This window comes from Azospirillum agricola (assembly GCF_017876095.1).
Lineage (GTDB): Bacteria > Pseudomonadota > Alphaproteobacteria > Azospirillales > Azospirillaceae > Azospirillum > Azospirillum agricola.
Genome location: NZ_JAGINM010000006.1, coordinates 135933 through 154089, shown reverse-complemented (window position 1 = coordinate 154089; position 18157 = coordinate 135933). Strand labels below are relative to the sequence as shown.

General features: G+C 70.5%; 17 protein-coding genes. 12 read left to right on the top strand and 5 right to left on the bottom strand.

Annotated features, from left to right (window positions below; all coding sequences use genetic code 11):
* Window positions 1–32 precede the first annotated feature (32 nt).
* A complete protein-coding gene (locus tag J2847_RS10900) occupies window positions 33–1793 on the bottom strand; it encodes a tetratricopeptide repeat protein (protein ID WP_209779008.1) in 1761 nt (586 codons plus the stop codon).
* Between the two features lie 719 nt (window positions 1794–2512).
* On the bottom strand, window positions 2513–2983 hold the full coding sequence (locus tag J2847_RS10895) for an Lrp/AsnC family transcriptional regulator (RefSeq protein ID WP_137143125.1): 471 nt from the start codon (window positions 2981–2983) through the stop codon (window positions 2513–2515).
* Window positions 2984–3162: 179 nt separating this feature from the next.
* Here J2847_RS10895 and J2847_RS10890 point away from each other — a divergent pair, with 179 nt between their 5' ends.
* The 12 genes from J2847_RS10890 to J2847_RS10835 all read left to right on the top strand — a co-directional run bounded on the left by J2847_RS10890 (window position 3163) and on the right by J2847_RS10835 (window position 13539).
* Complete coding sequence (locus tag J2847_RS10890) at window positions 3163–3543, top strand: Rid family detoxifying hydrolase (protein WP_325169371.1); 381 nt, start codon at window positions 3163–3165, stop codon at window positions 3541–3543.
* Window positions 3544–3550: 7 nt separating this feature from the next.
* The gene (locus tag J2847_RS10885) at window positions 3551–4702 is read left to right on the top strand and encodes a PLP-dependent cysteine synthase family protein (protein ID WP_209779007.1); all 1152 of its coding nucleotides are present in this window, start codon (window positions 3551–3553) and stop codon (window positions 4700–4702) included.
* 72 nt (window positions 4703–4774) lie between these two features.
* Window positions 4775–5272 (top strand): L-2-amino-thiazoline-4-carboxylic acid hydrolase, encoded by a 498-nt coding sequence (locus tag J2847_RS10880; RefSeq protein WP_085557625.1) that lies wholly within the window; start codon window positions 4775–4777, stop codon window positions 5270–5272.
* Between the two features lie 32 nt (window positions 5273–5304).
* The gene (locus tag J2847_RS10875) at window positions 5305–6429 is read left to right on the top strand and encodes an ABC transporter substrate-binding protein (RefSeq protein WP_209779006.1); all 1125 of its coding nucleotides are present in this window, start codon (window positions 5305–5307) and stop codon (window positions 6427–6429) included.
* A gap of 164 nt (window positions 6430–6593) precedes the next feature.
* On the top strand, window positions 6594–7511 hold the full coding sequence (locus J2847_RS10870) for a branched-chain amino acid ABC transporter permease (RefSeq protein ID WP_209779005.1): 918 nt from the start codon (window positions 6594–6596) through the stop codon (window positions 7509–7511).
* Window positions 7492–8559: a branched-chain amino acid ABC transporter permease gene (locus J2847_RS10865; protein ID WP_085557622.1), complete on the top strand. Its 1068-nt coding sequence runs from the start codon at window positions 7492–7494 to the stop codon at window positions 8557–8559. The genes J2847_RS10870 and J2847_RS10865 overlap by 20 nt, the downstream gene beginning before the upstream one ends.
* A gap of 8 nt (window positions 8560–8567) precedes the next feature.
* Window positions 8568–9335 carry an ABC transporter ATP-binding protein gene (locus tag J2847_RS10860; protein WP_209779004.1) on the top strand — a complete coding sequence of 256 codons (768 nt, stop codon included), beginning with the start codon at window positions 8568–8570 and terminating at the stop codon, window positions 9333–9335.
* Window positions 9325–10074, top strand: coding sequence for an ABC transporter ATP-binding protein (locus J2847_RS10855; RefSeq protein ID WP_209779003.1), 750 nt, complete (start codon window positions 9325–9327; stop codon window positions 10072–10074). The genes J2847_RS10860 and J2847_RS10855 overlap by 11 nt, the downstream gene beginning before the upstream one ends.
* Window positions 10075–10093: 19 nt before the next feature.
* On the top strand, window positions 10094–10663 hold the full coding sequence (locus J2847_RS10850; RefSeq protein WP_209779002.1) for an L-2-amino-thiazoline-4-carboxylic acid hydrolase: 570 nt from the start codon (window positions 10094–10096) through the stop codon (window positions 10661–10663).
* A complete protein-coding gene (locus tag J2847_RS10845) occupies window positions 10660–11859 on the top strand; it encodes a M20 aminoacylase family protein (protein ID WP_209779001.1) in 1200 nt (399 codons plus the stop codon). The genes J2847_RS10850 and J2847_RS10845 overlap by 4 nt, the downstream gene beginning before the upstream one ends.
* Complete coding sequence (locus J2847_RS10840) at window positions 11856–13160, top strand: NAD(P)/FAD-dependent oxidoreductase (RefSeq protein ID WP_209779000.1); 1305 nt, start codon at window positions 11856–11858, stop codon at window positions 13158–13160. Before J2847_RS10845 ends, J2847_RS10840 begins: the two co-directional genes overlap by 4 nt.
* 67 nt (window positions 13161–13227) lie before the next feature.
* The gene (locus tag J2847_RS10835) at window positions 13228–13539 is read left to right on the top strand and encodes an AAA-associated domain-containing protein (RefSeq protein WP_325169385.1); all 312 of its coding nucleotides are present in this window, start codon (window positions 13228–13230) and stop codon (window positions 13537–13539) included.
* A 37-nt stretch (window positions 13540–13576) separates the two neighbouring features.
* On the opposite strand, the gene J2847_RS10830 is transcribed toward J2847_RS10835, so the two are convergent.
* The 3 genes from J2847_RS10830 to J2847_RS10820 form a co-directional block, all read right to left on the bottom strand.
* Window positions 13577–14812 (bottom strand): benzoate/H(+) symporter BenE family transporter, encoded by a 1236-nt coding sequence (locus J2847_RS10830; protein ID WP_325169370.1) that lies wholly within the window; start codon window positions 14810–14812, stop codon window positions 13577–13579.
* A gap of 300 nt (window positions 14813–15112) precedes the next feature.
* Complete coding sequence (locus tag J2847_RS10825; protein ID WP_325169369.1) at window positions 15113–15880, bottom strand: response regulator transcription factor; 768 nt, start codon at window positions 15878–15880, stop codon at window positions 15113–15115.
* Window positions 15877–18123, bottom strand: coding sequence for a sensor histidine kinase (locus J2847_RS10820; RefSeq protein WP_209778998.1), 2247 nt, complete (start codon window positions 18121–18123; stop codon window positions 15877–15879). The genes J2847_RS10825 and J2847_RS10820 overlap by 4 nt, the downstream gene beginning before the upstream one ends.
* Window positions 18124–18157: the final 34 nt, after the last annotated feature.

Genomic DNA, 18157 nt, shown 5'->3' with positions numbered 1-18157 from the left:
GACCGGGGGCGCCGCCCCCCTCGTCGCGACGTTCAGCCCACCAGCGTGCGCAGGGCGTCCGCGACACGCCGGCCCACGCTGCTCCAGTCCCCCGACATGGTCTGGCGGAAGAGCCGCATCGTCGGGTACCAGGGCGTGTCGTCGCGGTCCTGGAGCCAACGCCAGCAGCCGTCATAGCGCGACAAGACCCAGACCGGCTTGCCGAGCGCCCCGACGAGATGGGCGACCGAGGTGTCCACGGTGATCACGAGATCCAGCCGCAGAACCAGCGCCGCCGTGTCCGCGAAATCGGTGACGGCTCCCATCGGGTCGTGGATGTCCATTCCCGCCGGCGGATCGGCGAGCTGCGCCGCCGGACCGCCCATTTGCAGGTTCACGAAGCGCAGGTTCGGCACCTCGGCCAGCGGCGCCAGATCGCGCAGGGTCATGCTGCGCCGACGGTCGGTCAGGTTCGCGCGCAGCAGGCCCGGCCGGGGATCGCCCGACCACACCAGCCCGACCCGCAGCCCGGCGCCCGGCAGGGGCTGGCCCAGCCATTTGTCGATCGCCTCGGCCGGCGGGTGAAGATAGGGAGTGCCGCCGGGGATCGTGCCCAGTTCGGTGCCGAGCAGCCGCGGCAGGCTCATCAGCGGGCAGTGGAAGTCCGGAACCGGGAAGGCCTCGGTCAGCGCATGGACCGCGGCCACGCCGGGCATGCCGGCGACCAGCCGCTTCAGCGCCGGCTGGACCGCCAGCACCACGCGCCCGCCCTGCGCCGCGACCAACGGTGCGTAGCGGACGAAATGCAGGGTGTCGCCATGCCCCTGTTCGGCGTGCAGCAGGATGGTGGCGCCGTTCAGCGGCTCGCCACGCCACGCCCGCAGCTGCGCGTTCACCGCCGGGAGCTGACCCGTTTCCCAGCGGGCCTCGTAGAAATCCCAGCCCTCCTTGAGGCGGCCGGCCTTGAGCAGCGCCAGCGACAGGTTGAAACGCGCATCGGGATGCGTTGGTTCGGCCTCCAGCGTGCGGCGGAACAGGCGCTCCGCCTCGTCCAGCCGGCCGAGATCGAGGTTGACGATGCCGAGATTGTTCAGCGCCGAGATATGCGACGGCTTGAGCCGCAGGGCTCTCCGGCACAGCGTCGCCGCCTCGGTGAAATCGTCGCCGTTCCGGGCTTGCGACCGCTGGATGTAGCCGAGGTTGGCGTAGGGATCGGGATGGTCCGGTTTGAGCGCCACGGAACGGCGGCAGAAGCCGGTGGCGCCCGGGCCGTCGTTCAACTCCCACACCGCGCTGGCGAGGTTGTTCCAGGCTCCGGGATGATCGGGGGACAGGCACAAGGCCCGGCGGTAGGCCCCGGCAGCCTGGGCGTGGTTCTTTTCCCGGGAGGCGGTCGCGCCGAGATTGACGTAGGCCTGCACCGTCGCCGGCTCCAGCGCGACCGCCGCCCGGTAGGCGAGCCTGGCGTCGGCCAGCCGTCCCGAGAGCAAGCGGGAGTCGGCGACCACCAGGATCTCGCTCGCCGCCGCCAGGCGAAGCCGGCAGAAGCGTTCCAGCAGGGCCGGCGCGTTGTCGTCCGGCCGGGGGTGCCTGAGAAGGTTGGCGAGCGCTTCCGGGTAGGCCGGACTGAGCGTGAGGGCCAGGCGGTACTGATCCCGCGCCTCGTCCGGCCGGCCGAGCGCGCGCAAAGCCTCCCCAAGGCTGTTGCGATAATAGGCCTGCGTCCTGTCGACCGTGAGCGCCCGGCGCAGCCAACGGCTGGCCATCTCCGCCGCCCCGGCCTGAAGCGCCGTCACGCCAAGCAGGTGGAGCACATCCCCATGCGACGGTTCGGCCGAAAGAATGGCCCGGTACAAGTCACCCGCCGCCGCATCCCCCGCTTTGTGCCGGGCCACCGCAGAGGCAAGCATCGACCTTACGTCGAGCCGCGCGGCCCCTGCATGCTCCCCGCCCCCAGGCTTGAAGGCCTGCTGGCCCATGTCCTCACCCCGTCTCTGCTGCGCCAGGAAATCCATTGAAACACATATCACTTTCCATGACGTCGGTGTGGAATTCGGCCTGAGGACGCGGAACGGCGCGCAGCTGGGATCCCGCGGTGCCGGTGGTGGAGCGGTTTCCTTGCGCAAGGCCTCCGGTCGACGAGTGTCGGTCGGAGGCGGGAGCCGATCGAGGCGAAGCGCCTCGCCCGACGATCCGGCGGCAATGCGCGTTGGTTTCGATCCGCCGATCCCGCGTCCACGGGACAGGCCAGGAGCGAGCCTGTCCGGGAAACGCGAATCCTCTCAGGCCCTGGGCGGGAAGCCGTGCCGGGACGCCCAGGCGCCCGCTCCACATCAAGCCCTCAGCCACGGAAGAATCTTGTGTGAAATGAATGATAAGAGAAAAAATTTTCTATGCATGGACGCGTCCTCAGCCAAAAAAGTGAAAAAATCTCACGGGAACCATGACATATTGATGATCACTACAGTGACTTCGGGAAATCGGCAAAAACTCGAGTCCATAAAGAAAATTAACAAGTAAAGACTTTGAAAACCTAAGTCTTTACGTAAGACAGGGGGACTTCCGTTGTTGATTTCATTTCCTCCATGGCGAACATTGACGAGACATCCTGAAGCTCGATGCGCTCGATGAGCTTTCGATAAAAGGCGTCATAGGCCTTGATGTCCGGGATGACCACCCGAAGCAGATAATCGATTTCGCCGCTCAAGCGGTAGAGATCGACAACCTCCGGTATGTCGGCCACCACGCGGCGGAACTCCTCCAGCCATTCCGCCGAATGCTTGCTGGTTCGGACGGCCACGAAGACGGTCACGTCGACGTTCAGCTTCGCCCGATCCAACAGCGCCACGCGGCGACGGACATAGCCTTCCTGTTCAAGGCGTTGCACACGGCGCCAGCAGGGGGTGGCGGACAGGCCGACCTGCTTGCCGAGGTCGGCGAGCGACAGCGTCGCGTCAGCCTGGAGGGCGGCCAGGATCTTCCGGTCGGTGGCGTCGATGGTCATCGGGTCTGCTCGGGGCCTTCACGGTTGGGGTGGATGATTTTGCTCACTTGGCCGGGTTGGAGGAAAGCTTTTTTGCTTTGAGGATTTCGCGCGCACCCGCATGCCGCCATCGCGGGCAGACCGCCCGGCCGTTGGGCAGGCGGGAATCGCCACCACAGGACCCAGACAGGAAAGACCAGATGATGACCGACACCATCGCCACGGACAAAGCCCCGGCCGCCGTCGGCCCCTACGCTCAGGCCCGCATCGCCGGGGGGCTGCTGTTCGTGTCCGGCCAGTTGCCGATCGACCCGGCCACCGGGGCCTTCGCCGGCCCGGACGCGCCCACCCAGGCGGCGCGCAGCCTGACCAACATCGCGGCGATCGCCGAAGCCGCCGGAACCAGCCTGTCGAAGGCGGTGAAGACGACCGTCTACGTGACCGACCTCGGCCAGTTCAAGGCGGTGAACGAGGTCTACGCCGGCTTCTTCCAGGCGCCGTTCCCGGCCCGCTCGACCGTCGAGGTGTCGGCGCTGCCGCTCGGCGCGTCGGTCGAAATCGACGCCGTCATCGCGCTTTGAGGGTGACATGACCGCTTCCGCGCAGACCGTGCCGCTTCAACCCGGCGCCGGTTCGATCCGACAGCCGTTCCGCCTCGACTTCACCGCGCTGCCCGAGTCCGGCGGCCGTGATTGGACCCGGCGCGCGATCGAGCGGCTGGAGACCGAGGCGGCGCGGTCGCCCGACACGCCGCTGCTGACGCTCGACGTTCCGGAGCTGTCCGGGATCGACATCTACCTGAAGGACGAATCGACCCACCCCACCGGCAGCCTGAAGCACCGCGTCGCGCGGTCGCTGCTGCTGTTCGCCATCTGCAACGGGCGGATCGGCGAGGGGACTCCGGTGATCGAGGCGTCGTCGGGGTCCACCGCCGTGTCGGAAGCCTATTTCGCCCGGCTGCTGGATCTGCCGTTCCACGCGGTGATGCCGCGCGGCACCTCGGACGAGAAGATCGCGGCCATCGAACTCCATGGCGGACGCTGCCATTTCGTCGAATCGCCCAAGGCCATCTACGCCGAGGCGGCGGGGCTGGCGGCCCGGCTGGGCGGCGTCTACCTCGACCAGTTCACCTACGCCGAGCGGGCGACCGACTGGCGGACCGACAACATCGCCCAGTCGATCCTCGGCCAGATGCGCGGCGAGCGCCATCCGGTGCCGGACTGGATCGTGATGAGCGCCGGCACCGGCGGCACCGCGGCCACCATCGGGCGCCACATCCGCTACCGCCACCTGCCCACCCGGCTGTGCGTTCCGGACGCCGAGCATTCGGTCTTCTACGACAGCTTCGTCCACCGCGACGCCGCCATCACCTGCGAGCGCGGGTCGCGGATCGAGGGCATCGGGCGCCCCCGCGTCGAACCGTCCTTCATCCCCGAGGTCGTCGACCAGATGATCAAGGTGCCCGACGTGGCGTCGCTGGCGGCGATGCGGGTGCTGTCGCGGCGGCTGGGCCGGATGGTCGGCGGGTCCACCGGGACCAACTTCTTCGGGCTGTGCTGGATCGCCGGACGGATGCGCGACGCCGGGCGGGCCGGTTCGCTGGTGACGCTGATCTGCGACTCCGGCGAGCGCTACCGCAACACCTACCACGACGACGCCTGGATGGGGCGGGCCGGTTTCGACACCGCCGCCGACGAGGCGCGGATCGAGGCCTTTCTTCGGGGCGGCCCGTCGCTCTGAATCAAAAAAAAGCCGTTGAAAACAAAAAAATCGCCACCGCAAGACACTTGGCAAGAACAGGAGCAATCACCGATGGACGAGTTTCGCACACTTCTGCGCAACGCGATGAAGAGCCGCGCGATGGTCTATGAAGCGGCCTTCGACGAAATGCGCAAGGAGATCGGCGAGGAGAAGGCCAGGGAGATCATGGCGCGCACCATCTATCGCCGGGGTGCGGCCATCGCCCACAACTTCGCGCCCCACGCCCCGTCCGATCTGGCCGGCCTGCGGGACTCCTTCCTGAAATTCATCCCCGACGCCGAGGTCCAGTTCGGCCCGGAGGTCGTGCGCTGCACCGACGAGGTTCTGGAGATCCGCTTCCACACCTGCCCCCTCAAGGAAGCCTGGCTGGAGGCCAACCTGCCGGCGGAGACGGTGGAGACGCTCTGCGAACTCGCCGGCGCGGTCGACAAGGGCACCTTCGAGACCGCCGGCTTCGAGATCGAGGTCGACACCTGGAAGCCGGGCCGCAGCACCTGCTGCCACCTGACGATCACGCCGGGCGCCGCCGCCCCGGCCGCCGCGAACTGACCGTCCAGCCTCGCCGACAGGGGAATCGAATCATGAGGAAGCACGCCGTTCTCGGCGCCGTTCTGGGCGCCATGCTGGCCACCATCGCCACCGCCCAGGCCGCCGACCGCGAGATCGTCATCGGCTACCAGGCGCCGCTCAGCGGCGACCGCAGCCAGTATGGCGAGATGTTCCGCAACGCCGCCCAGATCAAGCTGGAGGCGTTCAACGCCTCGGGCAAGCTGGCCGGCGCCAAGGTCGCCATCACCTTTGAGGACAGCAAGGACGATCCCAAGGAGGCGCGCAACATCGCGCACAAGTTCCTCGACAATTCCAAGGTCGTCGGGGTGATCGGCGATTTCTCCTCCACCGTGTCGATGGCGGCGGGCGAGATCTACGCGGCGGAAAAGATGCCGCAGCTCTCCCAGACCGCCTCGCACCCCGATTTCACCAAGCTCAGCCCCTGGCAGTTCCGCAACATCACCACCCAGGCCTTCGAAGGCCCGTACAACGCCGACTGGATCCTGGCGGCGGGCAAGAAGACGGCGGCGGTCATCTACATCCAGAACGACTGGGGCATCTCGGCGCTCGACGGCTTCGTCGGCGGCTTCAAGGCCAAGGGCGGCACGATCACCGCCACCGAGGCGTTCAACCCCGGCAACCGCGATTTCCGCTCCATCCTGACCAAGGTCGCCCGGCAGAAGCCGGACGTGATCTACCTCGCCATGTTCTACGAGGAGGGGGCCGCCTTCGCCCAGCAGCGCGAGCAGCTCGGCATCAAGATCCCGCTCTACGGCACCAGCTCCCTCTATTCGCCCAAGCTGATCGAGCTGGGGCGTGAATCGGTCGAGGGGCTGCACCTCGCCACCACCTTCACGCCCGACAACCCCGACCCGGCGGTGCAGACCTTCGTGAAGGAGTACGCCGCGCGCTTCAAGTCCGAGCCCGGCATGTTCGCCGCCCAGGCCTACGACGCGGTCGGCATCATGCTGGACGCCATCGCCAAGGCCGGCCCGTCGGTGACGCGCGAGAGCCTGCGCGACGCGCTGGCCGCGACCACCGGCTATCCCGGCGTGACCGGCGCCACCAGCTTCGACCCCGTCACCCGCGAGCCGGCGAAGGCGCTGGCCAGGATGACGGTGAAGGACGGCCGCTTCCAGGTGGTCACCGGCCCCTGACCGGCCCCTGACCGGCCGCTGGCCGGCGGCGCCCCGGAAAGCCCCGGCACGCTCCGGGGCCTTCCGCCCGATCCGCCTTCTCCGATCCGCTTTTCGGTGACACACGCCGTGGTGCGCGCTCCGCCGGAACCGGCGGGCGCGCTCCCCGAAGCCTGGAGCACGCCATGGTCTTCGATGTCTTCTTCCTTCAGCAGGTCATCAACGGCCTGTCCATCGGGTGCGTCTATGCCCTGATGGCGATCGGCTTCACGCTGATCTTCGGTGTCCTGAACGTCGTCAACTTCGCCCATGGCGAGGTCTACACCATCGGCGCCTTCGTCGGCCTGATGGTCATCACCGCGCTGGCCCCGCCGCTGCTGGCGGTGGTGCCGCTGGTGCTGGCGGTGGGCGCCGCCTCCGGCGTCGGGCTGGAGCGCATCGCCTTCCGCCCCTTCCGCCGCTTCACCGACGAGGCCAGCCAGAAATCCCGCGCCATGCGCGAGGCGACGCTGCTCTCCTCCCTCGCCGTGTCGATCGTCGCGCGCGAGATCATGATGCACATCTTCGGCGGCGACATGCAGGGCATCCCGTCCGGCTACCTTCTGCAACAGCCGGTCGCCATCGGGCCGATCATGGTCGCCAGCGGCAGCCTGGTCATCTTCGCCACCTCCGCCGTCATGCTGGGCGCGTTGCAGTTCCTGCTCTACCGCACCCAGACCGGCCTCGGCATCCGCGCCGTGTCCAACAACCAGCTCGGCGCGCGCTACGTCGGCATCAACACCGACCGCACCATCGTCACCACCTTCGCCGTCGGCTCGATGCTGGGCGCCACGGCGGGGATCCTGGTCGGACTCTACGACGGCGCGATCTCGCCGCACATGGGCTTCGCGCCGGGCGTGAAGGCCTTCGTCGCCATGGTGATGGGCGGCCTGTCGAGCATTCCGGGGGCGGTCGCCTGCGCGCTGCTGCTCGGCGTGTCGGAAAGCATCGCGACCGAGTTCCTGTCGAGCGGCTGGAAGGATCTGATCACCTACAGCCTTCTGGTCATCACGCTGGTCTTCTTCCCGCAAGGATTGTTCGGACATGGACGTGAACGTGCCTGACGCCCGGCTGATGCCGGACACCCTCGCGCCGCCCGCCGCGTTTTCCGGGCGGGGCCGGCGGTTCGCCTGGACGCTGCTTCTGCTGGCGGTCGCCTTCGGCGCCGTGCCCGCCGCGATCGTCGGGACCGGGTCCAGCTACCTCGCCCAGATCGCCATCACGACGATGATCTTCGTGATCCTGTCGGCCAGCCTGAACCATGTGACGGGCACCGCCGGGCTGCTGTCGATCGGCCACGCCGCCTTCTACGGCATCGGCGCCTACGCGGCGGCGCTGCTGTCCACCCGGCTCGGCCTGCCCTTCATCGTCACGCTGCCGGCGGCCGGGCTGATCGCCGCGCTGTTCGGCTTCCTGGTGGCGCTGCCGACCATGCGGCTGGTCAGCATCTATTTCGCCGTCGCCACGCTGGGCATCGGCGAGATGATCTACGTGATCCTGCTGAACTGGATCGATCTCACCCGCGGCCCGATGGGCATCCGCGGCATCCCGCCGATCGGGCTGCTCGGCTGGCAGGCCGACACGCTGCTCAGCCGCTATCTGGCGGTCGCGGTCATCGCCGTCGCCTGCGTCTGGGTGCTGCACCGGCTGACCCACTCCTACTACGGCAACGCGCTGCGGGCGCTGCGCGAGGACGACCAGTGCGCCGACAGCATGGGCATCAACGTGGAGCGGCTGAAGATCGAGTCCTTCGTCGTCGCCACCTTCTTCGCCGGCGTCGCCGGGGCGCTGCTGGCCCACACCTCCGCCTACATCGCGCCGGACAATTTCCGCTTCATGGAATCGATCCTGATCCTGGCGATGGTGGTGGTCGGCGGGCTGGGCAGCCTTCCCGGCGCCGTCGTCGGCGCCCTGTTCATGATCGTCCTGCCGGAGGCGCTGCGCGACATCGGCGATTACCGCATGATCGCCGTCGGGGCGACCATGTTCCTGTCCATCCTGCTGCTGCCCAAGGGCATGCTGGCCGAAGGCACCGCGCTGGGCTTCGTCCGCCGCTCCTTCTCCCGCGGCTGGGCCACCATCGCCGGCGGCACGCCCGTCGGCTGGAAGTGAGGCGGATCATGAGCAACACGCTTCTGTCCATCCAGGGGCTGACCCGGCGCTTCGGCGGCCTGCTGGCGGTCAGCGACGTCAGCGCCACCATCGCCAAGGGCGAGCTGGTCGGGCTGATCGGCCCCAACGGCGCCGGCAAGACCACCCTGTTCAACCTGATCACCGGCTTCACCCCGCCGTCGGACGGCACCGTGACCTTCGACGGGCAGGACGTCACGGGCCGCAAGCCCTGGCGGATCGCCCGCATGGGCATGGGCCGCACCTTCCAGAACCTGCGCGTCTTCCCGAACATGACGGTGTTCGACAACGTGTCGGTCGGGGCGGTCGGCGCCTTCGGCCAGTCGCCCTGGCGGGCGCTGTTCAACGGCGGCGCCCACAGCCGCGCGGTCAGCGAGCGCAGCTGGGAGGCGCTGGAGCGCGTCGGGCTGACCGCCCAGGCGGGGGACATCGCCGCCAACCTGTCCTACGGCAAGCGCAAGTATCTGGAGATCGCCCGCGCCCTGGCGACCTCCCCCCGGCTGCTGATCCTCGACGAGCCGGCGGCGGGCCTGAACGACACCGAGACGGCGGAGCTGGCCGACTTCATCCGCCGCCTGCACGCGGGCGGCGTCACCGTGCTTCTGGTCGAGCACGACATGGGGCTGGTGATGGGCAGTTGCAGCCGCGTCATCGTCCTGGCCTCCGGCCGCAAGATCGCCGACGGCACGCCCGAGGCGGTGCAGCGCGACCCCGCCGTCCTCGAAGCCTATCTGGGAGTGGAAGACGATGCCGCTTGACGGAGCACAGCCCGCCGCCACCGCCGTCGCCGGGCGCCGCATCCTGGAGGTCCGCGACCTCACGGTGCGCATGGGGCCGCAGGAGATCCTGCGCGGCGTCTCGCTCGACGTCGCCGAGGGGGCCATCGTCGCCGTGCTGGGCGCCAACGGCGTGGGAAAGACCACGCTGATGCGCGCCTTGTCGGGCATCTACCGGACCAGCGGCGGCGCCACCGTCTTCGACGGCCGGGACATGACCGGCAGCCCCAGCCACGAGGTGGTGCGGCGGGGCCTCGCCCAGGCGCCGGAGGGGCGGCAGATCTTCGGCACCATGACGGTGCGGGAGAACCTGCTGCTGGGCGGGCGGACGCTGCGCCACGACCGCGCCGCCCGGATGGAGCGGATGCTGGAGCTGTTCCCCCGCCTGCGCGAGCGGCTGGTCCAGAAGGCGGGATCGCTGTCGGGCGGCGAGCAGCAGATGCTGTGCATCGCCCGCGCCCTGATGTCGAAGCCCCGGCTGCTGCTGCTGGACGAGCCGTCGCTCGGCCTCGCGCCGATGGTGGTGAAGCAGATCTTCGACCTGCTGGTCCAGATCCGCGGCGAGGGCACCTCGATCCTGCTGGTGGAGCAGAACGCCCGCGCCGCGCTGCGCGTCGCCGATCACGCCTATGTCATGGAGGCGGGGAGGGTGACATTGTCGGGCAACGCCGCCGATCTGGCCGCCGACCCGCGCGTGCGGGCGGCCTATCTCGGCGGCTGACGGAGAAAGGACCGCAGCGATGACCACCGAGACCGACCACACCACCGGCACCACCGCCGCCGACACCGCCGGCACCGGAAACAGCCCGGCCGCCGCTCCCCTTCCCATCCTGGAGCGGCGGCGCATCGAGGCGGCCTTCGCCAAGGCGCTCTACGACCAGCTCCTGCCCGAGATCGGGCGGGAGCGGGCGCGCGCCGTGCTCGCCCGCGCCATCGAGGCGATGGCCCGCGAGGCCGGCGCCGCCATGGCCGCGGAGGACCGCGCCACCCGTGGCACCGCCGACCTCGCCACCTTCCACGAACGGCTGGCCCTGTGGACCGCCGGGGACGCCCTGCGGCTGGAGGTGATCGAGAGCGCGCCCGACCGGCTGGGCTTCAACGTCACCCGCTGCCGCTACGCCGAAAGCTACCGCGCCATGGGCGTGGAGGAGATCGGCGACATCCTGTCCTGCAACCGGGACGGCGAGTTCATGTGCGGCTACCGGCCCGACGTCCGCTTCACCCGCACCCAGACCATCATGCAGGGCGCCAGCCACTGCGACTTCCGCTACAGCCTGCCGGCGGGCGGATCCCAGGAGTCTCCGGAATGACCATCCCCGCGAACGTCCGCCCGCATCCCGCCGCCGAGGCCCTGGCCCCGGAGATGCGGCAATGGCGGCATCATCTGCACGCCCATCCCGAAACCGCCTTCGAGGAACACGAAACCGCCGCCTTCGTCGCGGACAGGCTGCGCGCCTTCGGGCTGGAGGTGGCGACGGGGCTGGGGCGCACCGGCGTGGTCGGCACGCTGAGGGGCCGACGCCCCGGCGGCCGCGCCATCGCGCTGCGCGCCGACATGGACGCCCTGCACATCCACGAGACCAACGGCTTCGCCCACCGCTCGGTCAATCCGGGCCGGATGCACGCCTGCGGCCATGACGGCCACACCGCCATGCTGCTGGGGGCCGCGAAAATCCTGGCCGACGATCCCGACTTCGCCGGGACGCTGCACGTCATCTTCCAGCCGGCGGAGGAGAACGAGGGCGGCGCCCGCGAGATGATCGCCGAGGGGCTGTTCGAGCGGTTCCCGGTGGAGGGCGTCTACGGCATGCACAACTGGCCGGGCCTGCCGCTGGGGCGGATCGCGCTCCGGCCCGGTCCGATGATGGGCAGCTACGACATCTTCGAGGTGATCGTCCGCGGCAAGGGCAGCCACGCCGCCATGCCGCATCTGGGCCACGACCCGATGACCGCCGCCGGCCATCTTCTGACCACCCTGCAAACCATTCCGGGCCGCAGCCTGCACCCGCTGGACAGCGCGGTGGTCTCCACCACCTGGATCACCGGCGGCGACACCTGGAACGTCATCCCGGCGGAGGTCACGCTGCGCGGCACCGTCCGCGCCTTCAAGGAGGAGGTGCAGGACGTGGTCGAGGCGCGGCTGCGCGCGCTGGCCGAGCACACCGCCGCCGCCTTCGGCTGCACCGCCGGCGTGCGCTACGAGCGGCGCTACCCGGCGACCGTCAACAGCGCCGCCGAGACCGCGCTGTGCGCCCGCGTCGCCGCCGGGCTGGTCGGGGAGGAGAACATCGACCACGACCCGATGCCCTCCATGGGCGCGGAGGATTTCGCCTTCATGCTGAAGGAGCGGCCCGGCTGCTATGTCTGGCTCGGCAACGGGCCGACGGACGGCGGCTGCCTGCTGCACAACCCGAGCTACGACTTCAACGACGCCAACCTGGCCATCGGCGCCAGCTATTGGGTGGCGCTGGCGAAGACGCTGCTGGTGGAGGAGGGGACGCGATGAGCGCGCTTCCCAAACCGCCGCCGGATGCCCCGATGCCGGAGTCCCACTGGGCGGCGAGCGCCGTCGCCGGCCCGGAAACCGGCCCGCTGGACGGGGCGCTGCGGGTGGATGTGGCGGTGGTCGGGGCGGGCGTCACCGGCCTGTCCACGGCGATCCATCTGGCGGGGCAGGGCGTCCGCACGGCGGTGCTGGAGGCGCGCGAGCCGGGCTTCGGCGGGTCGGGCCGCAACAACGGCCAGATCATCCCGACGCTGTCGCGGCTCGACCCCGTCAACCTGACGGCAGCCTACGGCGAGGCGAAGGGGGCGGCGCTGGCCCGCATGGTCGGCGGATCGGCGGCGCTGGTCTTCGACCTCATCGAGCGCCACCAGATGCGGTGCGACGGCGTGCGGAAGGGCTGGATTCAGCCGGCCCACCGGCCAAGCCGCATGGCGGCGGCGGAGCGGCGGGTCGCCCAGTGGCGGGCGCTGGGGGCGGAGGTCGCCCTGCTCGACGCGGCGCAGACGGAACGGGCGCTGGGCACGCGATTCTGGCACGGCGCCATGGTGGCGCCGACCGGCGGGCATGTGAATCCGCTGTCGCTGGCCCGCGAGATGGCGCGGGCCGCCATCGGGCTGGGCGTCGCCATCCACAGCGACACCCCCGTCGCCGCCATCGACCGCGCCGGGACCGCCTGGCGGCTGACCACGCCGCGGGGCTGCGTGACCGCCGACCGCGTCGTCCTGGCGACCAACGCCTACACCGACGATCTGTGGCCGGGGCTGCGCCGCTCCATCGTGCCGGTGCTGAACTTCCAAATGGTGACGGAGCCTCTGCCCGCCGCCCTGCGCGCCAGCGTGCTGCCCTCCGACATGGCGTGCAGCGACACCCGTGGCGACCTGCATTTCTTCCGCTGGACCGCCGACAACCGGCTGGTCTCCGGCTGCACGGTGGTGCGGTCGGCGGATGCCGAACGGCGCGCGCGGGAGCGGACGCGCGCGCGCATCCGACGCGTCTTCCCCCAGGCCGGCGATCCGGCCATCGCGCGGAGCTGGAGCGGGCATCTGGCGATGACCGCCGATTTCCGGCCCCATTTCCACGAGCTGGCGCCGGGCGTGGCCGGGGCGGTGGGCTACAACGGCCGCGGCATGGCGCTGGGCACCGCCGTGGGGCGGGAGCTGGCGCGTCACGCCATGGGGACGGCCGCGCCGGATCTGGCCTTGCCCTTCACCCCGGTGAGGCCGCTGCCGGTCCATGATCTGGTGACGCGCTTCGCCCGGCTCTACATGCTGCATCTGCGCCGGCTGGACCGGACGGATTGAGGACAGGCGGCGGACAGGCCGGGCCTGTCCGCCGCGCCGGGTTCATGGTTCGTGACGCTTGATCCCGGTGCTGGACGTTCGACGACCTGTTCCCGATCGCCGAGGCGTTGCAGAGGCTGGGATTCGCCGATGTGGCGGAGGGCGGCATCCATCCGTGCCGCCGGCCGCCCGCATCCACGGGCTGCCGAAGGAGTCGCCGGTCCGGTGGATTCCGGCGGCGCGCGTCCGGACGGAACTGCAAGCCTTCATGAGCGAAGCCCACGCCGGCGAGACCCTGAAGGCCGTCACCGGCTGGGCACGCTATGCCAGGCTGTTCACCGACGACGACGAAACCGAAGCCTTCGCCTTCGATGAGGCGGGGCGATCGCCGTCCCCGTGAAGAGCATGGACGAGGACGCTACGGGAAGCCCGCCGCCTCACCTTGCGGGCTCCCCGCTCACGGACAGAGCACCGCGCTCGCGGCGCGGCAGCCGCCCGTTGAGGACGAGGGAGGCGACCAGGCCGATCAGGAGGCCCCAGAACGCCCCGCCGATGCCGAGCAGCGTGATGTTCGCGGCGGACGCCAGGAAGGTGATCAGCGACGCCTCGCGGGTGGCCGGGTCGGCCATCGCCCCCGCGAGGCTGCCGCCGATGGTGCCAAGCAGCGCCAGACCGGCGAGCGTGGTGATGAAGGTCGCGGGAAACGCCATGAAGACGGCGGCCAGCGTCACGCCGAACAGGCCGACCAGCACATAGAAGCAGCCCGCCGCAACCCCGGCGATCCAGCGCTTGGACGGGTCCTCGTGCGCCTCCTTGCCGGTGGCGATCGCCGCCGTGATGGCGGCGATGTTGAAGGCATGGGAACCGAACGGGGCCATGACGAGCGAGCCGAGTCCCGTCACGGTCACGATGGGGTTGGCGCTGGTCGTGAAGCCGTCGTTCCGCAGGACCAGCATTCCCGGCATGTACTGGCCGGTCAGCGTGATCAGGAACAGCGGCAGCGCCACGGACAGCAGCGCGTTCAGCGAAAATTCCGGCATGGTGGGGACCGGGGCCGCGAACTCCAGCCTCAGCCCCGACAGATCGACGCGGCCCTGCGTCAGCAGGAAGGCAAGCCCGAGCACCAGGATGCCGACGATCGCGTAGCGGGCGGAGAAGCGCTTCAGCGCGACGTAGGCGACGATCAGCAAGCCGACCAGCAGCGGATCGACACTCGCGCCGCCGAAGGCGCCGATGCCGAACTGGAGCAGGATGCCGGCGAGAAGGCCCGAGGCGATGCCGGGGGGGATCAGCCGGATGACCTTCTCGAAACACCCGGACAGGCCCAGCGCGACGAAGGCGGCCGCCGAGATCATGTAGGCGCCGACCGCCTCCGCATAGGGAGTCGTCGCGAGCGCGGTGACGAGGAACGCCGCCGCCGGGGTGGACCAGGCGGTGATGATCGGCTCGCGCTGGCGCCAGCTCAGGAACAGTCCCGTCAGCCCCACGCCGATGGACACCGACCAGACCCAGGAGGCCGTGAGCTCGGGGCTCAGGCCCGCGACCTTCGCCGCCTGGAAGACCAGGATGAAGGTGCCGCCGTAATTGACGATGACGGAGATCAGGCCCGCCACGATGGGATGCGTGAGATCGCGGGGACGGATGGAGCATGATCCGGGAAGCATGGTCGTCATGGCACTCCTTGAGGGTTTGGACGGCGAGAGCGATGGGTCGCCTTGACAATTAGCCAATGAATGGCCTGATGCGCCCATCCAATCCCGCAAGGTGATCCAGACCATTCCCCCGGGCACGCACGGGCGACGCCCGTCGTCACGGCGCCTCCCGCATGACGCGGGCGGTCTCGATGACGACGGCTTGTCGTGGGGGGAGCGCGTGGCGATCGTACGGTTGGCCTCCCACCGCACAGCCGCCCACACCCGGGCGCTCTTTCGAAGGAGGTCGGCGGCGGGGTCGGAACGCCGCGTGGGCCGATATCAGGCCAGCCCTCGGTTGCGGGCTTCGAGCGCCGCCTCGGCGCGGGAGGAGATGTTGAGCTTGCTGTAGATGGACTTCACATGGCTGGCGACCGTGTGCTCGCTGAGTTTCAGCACCCCCGCCACCTCGCCGGAGCGCAGGCCGCGCCCGAGCAGCGCCAGCACGTCGCGTTCCCGTGGCGTCAGCGTGTCCGTCGGGGGAAGGGGTGGGGAAGGGGGGGCCGGCGGCGACGGGGGCGGGGCAGGGGCCCGCCGGCGGAAATGCTCCAGAATCCGGCGGGACAGCGAGGGGGACAGCGGTGGCTCGCCGGCCCGGATCCGCCGCAGGTATTCCACCATCACCGTGGCGCTGCAATCCTTCAGAAGATAGCCGGCGGCCCCGGCGGCGATGGCGTCGAACAGATGCGTGTCGTCGTCGTAGATGGAAGTCACCACCGGCACCGCCGCCCAGCCATCCCGGCGGGCGCCGCCTTGGGCGCTTCCCTGGGTGCCGTCGGCCAGCAGCCGGATGATCTCGATCCCCGACCCGTCGGGCAGGCCGAGGTCGATCAGCGCGATCAGGCAGCCGCCCGGCTCGGCATTCGCCCATCCGGCCAGCCATGCCCGGGCCGAGGCCAGGTCGGCGGCGGTGGCGACGGGAATGTCGCCGAAGGCGTCGCGCAGGCAATCGACCAGCCACGGACGGGTGCCGGCGTCGTCCTCCACCACCAGGCCGGTCAGGGGCGGCGCCGGCCCGTCGGCGAAAAAGGGTGTTGCGGACAGGCTCACGGAACGCCGCCGGTCCCCTCGGCCGCCACAGTTTGCGGCAGCGGCAGCGAAAGCTCCATGCGCGTCCCCTTTCCGGTCGCGGCGATGTCCAGGCGCCCGCCCAGCTCGGCGGCGCGGGCCGCCATGTTCCCCAGCCCGAACCCCCGCCCCGAGCCGGCGGCGCGGGCCGGGTCGAACCCTGTTCCGTCATCGGCGACCGCCACCGCCAGGGTGCCCCCGGCGACGCCGACGGAGACGGCCAGCGAGGTGGCGCCCGCGTGACGGATGGCGTTGCTCACCGCCTCCCGCAGCGTGGCGGTCAGGGTGCGGCAGAGGGCGTAATCCACCGGGATGTCCTCCGCCGGGTCCGCCTCGGCGGCAACCGGCCAGTGCAGCGCGATGCCCGTGCCCTCCAGCCGCTGCGCCGTCTCGTGGCGCAGGTCGCCCAGCACCTGGCCCAGCGGCTGCCGCTCCCCGCTCAGGCCGCGGACGATGGTGCGGACGTCGGCCATCGCCTCGCGCACCATGCCGTGGGACCGGTCGAGGTCGGACTGGTGCATGGCCGACAGCAGCCGCGCGCCCAGATCGTCGTGCAGGTCGCGGGCGATCCGCTGCCGCTCGGCGGCGGCCCCCCGGACATAGGCCTCGCGTCCGCTTTCCGCGCGCGCCATCAGCTCGCACAGCCGCGTGGCCGTCGAAAGCTGCGCCGGGGTGAACAGCCCGCGCCCGCCCCACGGGTAGCGCAGCCGCAGGCCCGGCGCCCCGGCGGTGGGCGGCAGCTCCAGCATCAGACCGTCCTGCCCGACCGAGGGGCGGGACGGGGGGGCACCGGACGGCTCCATCTCCAGGGGATCGAACAGGCGGCGCAGCAGCCCGGTCCAGGCGGCGGCGCGCTGTTCGGCGGTGGCGGTGAAGGCGACCTCCATCACCGCGTCGAACAGCTCGTCGTCGGGGATGGTGCGCCGGCCGACCAGCCGCCGCATCAGCAGGTCGCGCAGAGGCAGATAGAGGAAGCCGACCGCCAGCAGCGACAGGCCGAGCGCCAGATTCTGGTCGAACTGCAACGTCGCCACCAGCGCCATGTCCAGCAGCAGCAGCGCCACCAGCCCCAGCGCGGCCAGCATCACCCGGAACGCCCAGTCACCCAGTTCGAACAGCCGGTAGCGCCGCAGCCCCAGAGTCAGGCCGGCGTGGATCAGCAGGAAGAAGCCGAACGCATAGCCCTGGGGGATCGGCGCCGTCAGCCCGGTCAGCAGCGGCACCGACATCAGCGTGACGAAGGCCCCGGCCCCCACCGTCACCGACAGGCCGAGCCAGGACAGCGCCGCGCGGCCCACCGGATCGCGGCGGGTCGCCCACCATTGCGCCCCGATGGCGCCGACGATGCACAGCATCTCCAGCAGGGTCGGCAGATGCGCGCCGTCGCCGTGCCCCTCGGGCAGCCGCAGCAGGTGGGCCAGCAGCCACGCGCCGAACACCGCGAAGGGCAGCGCCACCCCCGCCGGCCCGGCGATGCGGCGCGGGTAGCTGAGGAAGACGCCGATCATCGCCGCGCCGAAGGTCATGGCCCCGGCGGCGTTGAGGTCCGACAGCACACGGAACAGGCTTCCGTCCAGCGCCAGCTCGCGGGTGCTGTAGACGGCGGCGGGCAGGGTGAAGCCCAGCATGGACAGCCCCACCAGCGCGAACAGCCGGGCCCCCCGGTCGTTCGGCCGCAGCGCCCACACCCAGCAGCTCATCAGCAGGCCGATCACGCCCACCGCCGCCTGGAACCAGAAGACGGCGGGAAGATCGCCCGGGTCGCGCTGCTCCTCAGGCGTCATCACCACTTGGCGTTCGGCGCCCGTCCCGTCGCGCAGCAGCAGGACCACCGGCCCCCGCCGCAGCAGGGCGGCGTAGACGCTCTGCCGGCCGAAGAAATCGGCGAGGACCGCGTAGGTGGGAAGGGCGTCCGGTTCCGGGATCAGGTCGTCGGCGGTCAGGGGATGCAGCGGCCCGGCGCCCGCGCCGCCGTCCGCCGGGGCAGGGCCGATGGCCAGCAGCCGCAGCGGTGCCGGCGGTTCCCGGCCGAAGGCGGCGGCGACCGCCGCCGAGCCGCGGCCCGGCGCCGGATCGAGGATCACGCCGCCGTCGTCGCCGGCGTGCAGCGACAGCCCCAGCGACGGCTGGAGGATGGCGAGGCCCGTGGCGGATGCCGCGCACAGCAGGGCGAACAGGGTTGCCGCGACCATCATGGCAACCGGGCTGCCCCAAAGGCGGACCATCCTCGCTCCTCGCGTGTTGGTTAAAACTTTCTAT